Annotated in this window: 6 protein-coding genes; 4 read left to right on the top strand and 2 right to left on the bottom strand. The window is 71.7% G+C overall.

Annotated elements, in window-relative coordinates; translation table 11 throughout:
• Positions 1–110: 110 nt before the first annotated feature.
• Entirely contained in the window at positions 111–476 is a 366-nt protein-coding gene (locus AB0D08_RS40135) for a PRC-barrel domain-containing protein (RefSeq protein WP_359895301.1), read from the bottom strand.
• Between the two features lie 311 nt (positions 477–787).
• Between AB0D08_RS40135 and AB0D08_RS40130 the strand changes: the two genes are divergently transcribed.
• From AB0D08_RS40130 to AB0D08_RS40115, 4 genes are all read left to right on the top strand, one after another.
• Entirely contained in the window at positions 788–916 is a 129-nt protein-coding gene (locus AB0D08_RS40130) for a hypothetical protein (protein ID WP_359895299.1), read from the top strand.
• 104 nt (positions 917–1020) lie between these two features.
• Positions 1021–2808, top strand: coding sequence for a thiamine pyrophosphate-requiring protein (locus AB0D08_RS40125; RefSeq protein ID WP_359895297.1), 1788 nt, complete (start codon positions 1021–1023; stop codon positions 2806–2808).
• Entirely contained in the window at positions 2805–2990 is a 186-nt protein-coding gene (locus AB0D08_RS40120) for a hypothetical protein (protein WP_033825007.1), read from the top strand. Before AB0D08_RS40125 ends, AB0D08_RS40120 begins: the two co-directional genes overlap by 4 nt.
• 252 nt (positions 2991–3242) lie before the next feature.
• Positions 3243–3686 carry a DoxX family protein gene (locus AB0D08_RS40115; RefSeq protein WP_082527142.1) on the top strand — a complete coding sequence of 148 codons (444 nt, stop codon included), beginning with the start codon at positions 3243–3245 and terminating at the stop codon, positions 3684–3686.
• Positions 3687–4421: 735 nt separating this feature from the next.
• On the opposite strand, the gene AB0D08_RS40110 is transcribed toward AB0D08_RS40115, so the two are convergent.
• Entirely contained in the window at positions 4422–4835 is a 414-nt protein-coding gene (locus AB0D08_RS40110; RefSeq protein WP_359895295.1) for an SsgA family sporulation/cell division regulator, read from the bottom strand.
• Positions 4836–5385 lie beyond the last annotated feature (550 nt).

Below are 5385 nucleotides of genomic sequence, written 5' to 3'. Positions count from 1 at the left end.
CCAGGTTCCCGGCCCAGTGGCCGCCCGCGATCGCGTTCATGGCGTCGGTGAACGGCGCCGTGGAGGAGCCGAGTTGGGGGCGGCCCGCGGCCGGCTCTTGCGAGGCCGGGTCAGATGACGGGGCCACCGTAGAACGGGCCGTAGTAGCCCGTGTACCGCTCCTGGTAGCCGGTGTCCGTCCGGTGCTGGTCCCAGTCGAACTCGGGGCTGCCCTTGATCTCGTCCTTGGTGCGGTCGACGTAGACCTTCTTCTCCTCCTGCTCGACCCGCACCACCGTGCCGGCCGGGAGCAGGACGTGCTTGCCGAAGATCCACGGGCCGGTGTCCACCACCAGGTACCGGGCGCCGACCTCCTCGGACAGCTTGTCGACCTTGCCGATCGGGCCGTCCGTGGCCTCGACGTGGAAGCCGACCAGATCGTTGCCGGAGACGTGGCCGGAGGTGCTGCGGAAGTCCCAGATCTCGATGCCGCTCATCGCGTCTCCTTCGTGTTGTGACGCCCGCCGGGCCGGTCCCGGCGTGACGCGTTGTCGGCCCCCGCCTGCCCCGGACCCGGTGCGCCACACCTTCCTGAAGCGGATGCATGCGGCTGGCAGGAACGGGCAGGCGCGCTCCGCGGCTGCCCGTGGATGGCGCTCGCAACAGCTGCGCCAACAGGGTGACTTCCTGCGCGGCAGACTGCTCCGAGCCGTCGGCGGCGTGCGGGGTGGCCCGGAGAATGCGGCGGACTCGGCGGTGCGCCGGCAGCCCGCAGGGTGCGGCGCGCCGCCCGGATCGAGGTCGTCGGATGGCACGGGGCCGGCCGGGCCGCTGGGCCGGCGCCCCTCGGCTGCACTCCGGGCCGCTCGGCGACCACCTCGTCTGGCTCGCCCTCGGCGCCGCCACGATCATGGCCGCGCTCACCTCCCAGAGCTGACCCCACAGCGGCCGGGGCCGTGTTTCGGGCAGCCCTGACGGGTGAGACGACCGAGCGGGGGATGCCCTCCCCGCCGGAGAGCCGACGCTTGAACGGAGCCCAAGATGAAGGTCGCGGACTACATCCTCGAACGACTGCGCCAGTGGGACGTCGACCAGGTCTTCGCCTACCCCGGCGACGGCATCAACGGCCTGCTCGCCGCCTGGGGACGGGCCGACAACAAGCCGCAGTTCGTCCAGGCCCGGCACGAGGAGATGGCCGCCTTCGCCGCCGTCGGCTACGCCAAGTTCTCCGGCCGCACCGGGGTGTGCGCCGCCACCTCCGGCCCCGGCGCGATCCACCTGCTGAACGGCCTCTACGACGCCAAGCTCGACCACGTCCCGGTGGTCGCGATCGTCGGGCAGACCGACCGCAGCGCGATGGGCGGCTCCTACCAGCAGGAGGTCGACCTCCTCTCCCTGTACAAGGATGTCGCCTCCGCGTACTGCGAGATGGTCACCGTCCCCGAGCAGCTGCCGAACGTCCTCGACCGAGCGATGCGGATCGCCGCCACGAGTCGTACGGTCACCGCCGTCATCGTCCCCGCCGACGTACAGGAACTCGACTACGAGCCGCCCGCCCACGCCTTCAAGATGGTCCCCTCCAGCCTCGGCGTCGGCCACTACGCACCGGTGCCCTCCGACGCCGACCTCACCCGCTGCGCCGAGATCCTCAACGCCGGCGAGAAGGTCGCCGTCCTGGTCGGCCAAGGCGCCCGCCACGCCCGCGCCGAGGTCGAGCAGCTCGCCGAAGTCCTCGGCGCTGGCGTCGCCAAGGCCCTGCTCGGCAAGGACGTGCTCCCCGACACCCTGCCGTACGTCACCGGCTCGATCGGGCTGCTGGGCACCCGCCCCTCGTACGAGCTGATGCGCGACTGCGACACCCTGCTGGTGATCGGCTCCAGCTTCCCGTACACCCAGTTCCTGCCCGAGTTCGGGGCCGCCCGAGCCGTGCAGATCGACCTCGACCCCTCGATGGTCGGCCTGCGCTATCCGTTCGAGCTGAACATGGTGGGAGACGCCACGGAGACCCTCAAACGGCTGCTGCCGCTGCTGGAGTTCAAGGAGGACCGCACCTGGCGCCGGACCGTCGAGACCAACACCGCCCGCTGGTGGGAGGTGATGGAGCGCCGGGCCGCCGTCGACGCCGACCCGATCAACCCCGAGCACGTCGTGCACGCGCTGGACGCACTACTGCCGGACAACGCCGTGCTGGCCGCCGACTCCGGCTCCTCGGCCAACTGGTACGCGCGCCACCTGCGGATGCGCGGCTCGATGCGCGGCTCGCTCTCCGGCACCCTCGCCACCATGGGACCCGGCGTCCCCTACGTGATCGGCGCGAAGTTCGCCCACCCCGACCGGCCCGCCATCGCCATCGTCGGCGACGGCGCGATGCAGATGAACGGCCTCGCCGAACTGATCACCGTCGCCAAGTACTACCAGCAGTGGACCGACCCGCGCCTGATCGTCGCCGTCCTCAACAACCAGGACCTCAACCAGGTCACCTGGGAGATGCGCGCCATGCAGGGCGCCCCGCAGTTCGAGCCCTCCCAGGCGCTGCCCGACGTCCGCTACGCCGACTTCGCCGTCCAACTCGGCCTCTACGGAGCCAGGGTGGAAACGCCCGAAGCGGTCGAGCAGGTCTGGCGCCAGGCGCTGGCCGCGGACCGGCCGTTCGTCATCGACTTCCGCACCGATCCGGCCGTCCCGCCCATCCCGCCGCACGCCACGCTCGACCAGATCCTCGCGGCCGCCTCGGCCGTCGTCCACGGCGACAGCGACCGCGGATCCATGGTCAAGCAGGGCCTCAAGGCGAAGATCCAGGAGATGCTGCCGGGTAGCGGCAAAGAGTGAGCACGACGAGCCTGACCTCCCTGACCAGGCACCCGGCCCGCCCGGCCGGACTCCTGCCGCGCGCGGCGCACGACGTACGGCACGGCCGCATCGAACGGTCCCTGTCGCTGCTGATGTCCGGCGGCGCACTGGCCACCGCCGCCGAGATCTACCTGGAGCACGACTGCTGGAGGCAGCCATGAGGCTGACCGGGCCGGCCCGGTTCTGAGGCGCACCACCCCCGTGGGGATGCCCGAGCACGGCCCCGGCCCATCCACGCGCAGGCGTCGCACGGTCGGCTGCACCGGCACCCGGCCCGACCCGGCTTCGCCTCGTCGAGCTCCGGCCCGCAGCGGATTGCGGGGCGAATCGACCTCAGACCTGGCTGTTGCCTCGGTTCCGGTCCGATGCCACCGTTGGCGATTGACTGCCCGGGATCCGGAAAGGCGCCTGGTATGTCCATCTTGAGAGCCTGTGCACGACCGATGCTGGCGTCGATGTTCCTCTACGGAGGAGCCGATGCCGTCCTGAACCCCGCCCGTCTGGAGTCCACCGCCGAACCCGTGGTCGACTCGCTGGCGGATCACGTCCCCACGGTTCCGCAGCAGACCAGGACCGCGATCCGGCTCAACGCCGCGGCGCAGTTGGCGGCCGGTGCCCTGCTGGCCACCGGCCGCCTCACCCGGCCCGCCGCGCTCGTTCTGGCCGCGACGCTCGTCCCGGTCACCCTGGCCGGCCACCGGTTCTGGGAGATCAAGGACGATGAGGAGCGCGCCCAGCAGCGCATCCACTTCCTGAAGAACCTCTCGATGTGCGGCGGACTCCTGCTCGCGGTCGCCGACGCAGGCGCCGGTCCGTCCCTCGGCTGGCGCGCCCGCCACCACCAGTGGACTTCATGACACGGCCTCCCGGAGCAAGCCCCGGAACCCGGGCACCACGTGCCATCCCCCATCGCGGTCCGGCCCGGGGAGCGCGGTGCGGGCGTCCCACGGTTCCACGGTCCAGGCCGACACCCTGCTCGTTGCGGCCGGCCGCGTACCGAACAGCGACGACGGCGCCTGTGCCACGCCATGTTCGAGACCGCCGGAGAGCAAATCGCCGGTGCTGACGGATCTGCCCATGGCGCCTCGGTGGTCCATAGCCACGGCGCGTCACAGATGACCGGAAGGACGGCGAGGGGCAGGCACAGAGCCGCGGCGGCGGTGAACACGGCGTCCGCGACCGGGTTCCGGCCCCAGCGCGGGAGGCCGAGCGGCAGATGGACCACCGCGGTGGCGATCAGCGTGGCAGCGGCCGGCCGCCGCAGCGCTGAGCGGTCCGGTGGCCCCGGACCCGCACTGCCAACCGCGGCACTTGCGTCCGCTCGCCCGCGGTCTCCACGGCTGCCCCCCGCAGGATCGCCCAATGGCGCTTGTTCCTCGGACAGCTCGACCGGCTTGCCCGATTGGCCTGACTCGGGTCTGGACTGTAGGGGGTGGGCTGGTCGGGCGACGTCGGTGACGGGACGCAGCGCCACCGCCGGCGACTTCCTCGACCGGATGGCTCGCCGCCGAGCGCAGCAGCGCCCCCGCCGGGTTCTCGCCGGGTGGGTCCCAGGAAACGCGACTCCCTGCCCCGCCGCGGCCGCGGCTCGGTCAGGTGGACTGGCGGAGCAGCGAGGCCACCGTGCCGGGCCAGCGCACGCGCTCCTGCTCGGTACCGGCGGGGACCGCCTCGAAGGTCCGGGCCAGGAAGGAACACAGCTCCTGGGACGAGATGAGGGCAACGGCGTGGCCGCTGAGCGAATGGAACTCCAGGAGAGCCAGGTCGGCGCCGCACGGACGGACGCGCAGGTCACCGAGACCCGCCGGGGCCCGCAGGCCCGCGGTGAACAGCTCGCGCGCCGCGATCCAGGCCACCGTCCCGTGACCCCCGCGCCGGGCGTCGCCACCCACGTCCAGATGGAGCGCGAACGGGTCGTCGGGGTAGTAGCGGAACCTGATGCGCACCGATCGGAGCTCCGGTCCGGCGACCGAAGCCTCGACCACCGTCTCGATGATCTGCGGCATTCCCCCCCACCCCTCTTCCGCTCTCTGCCGAAGTCCCGGCTACCCCCGCAATCCGGGGCGAAGCACTGGAAGCACGTGGACTCCTGGTCGGCCACTGCGACGGGGAAACGGTCGGTCCTGCCGTACGGGTTCCAGCCCGCCCACAGGTACATCGCCCCGTGGAGCAGCGGGACCGGCCAGAGCAGCAGTGGCACCGAGCGGCGGAGCAGCCGGAAGGCCGCAGCTCCAGCAGGGGCCTTATCGCGGTCATGCGCTCTCCTCGGGTGCTCGGCGAGCCGGCTCCTGGGGTGCGCGGCCATCTCAACACCGGGAATCTCCACCCACCATCCAGTTCCCGGAACGGCGGCCTCATGCTTGTCGGCCGCGCCACACCGCCCCGCGCCGAACGTGCGGAGGTCGGCCGATTGGCTGCCCGGACGCGGGGCAGGCGTCACCGTGTACGAAATGTCCGAGCATGTCGACCCGGAAGGGGACCGCTGTGACCAGGGTGAAGGAATCCATCGAGGTGGATGTCCCGCTGCACGCCGTCTACAACCAGTGGACGCAGTTC

Source organism: Kitasatospora sp. NPDC048540 (assembly GCF_040651175.1).
Classification (GTDB): Bacteria; Actinomycetota; Actinomycetes; order Streptomycetales; family Streptomycetaceae; genus Kitasatospora.
Note: the sequence above shows the minus strand (reverse complement) of the source record. Positions and strands in the feature narration are given on the sequence as shown.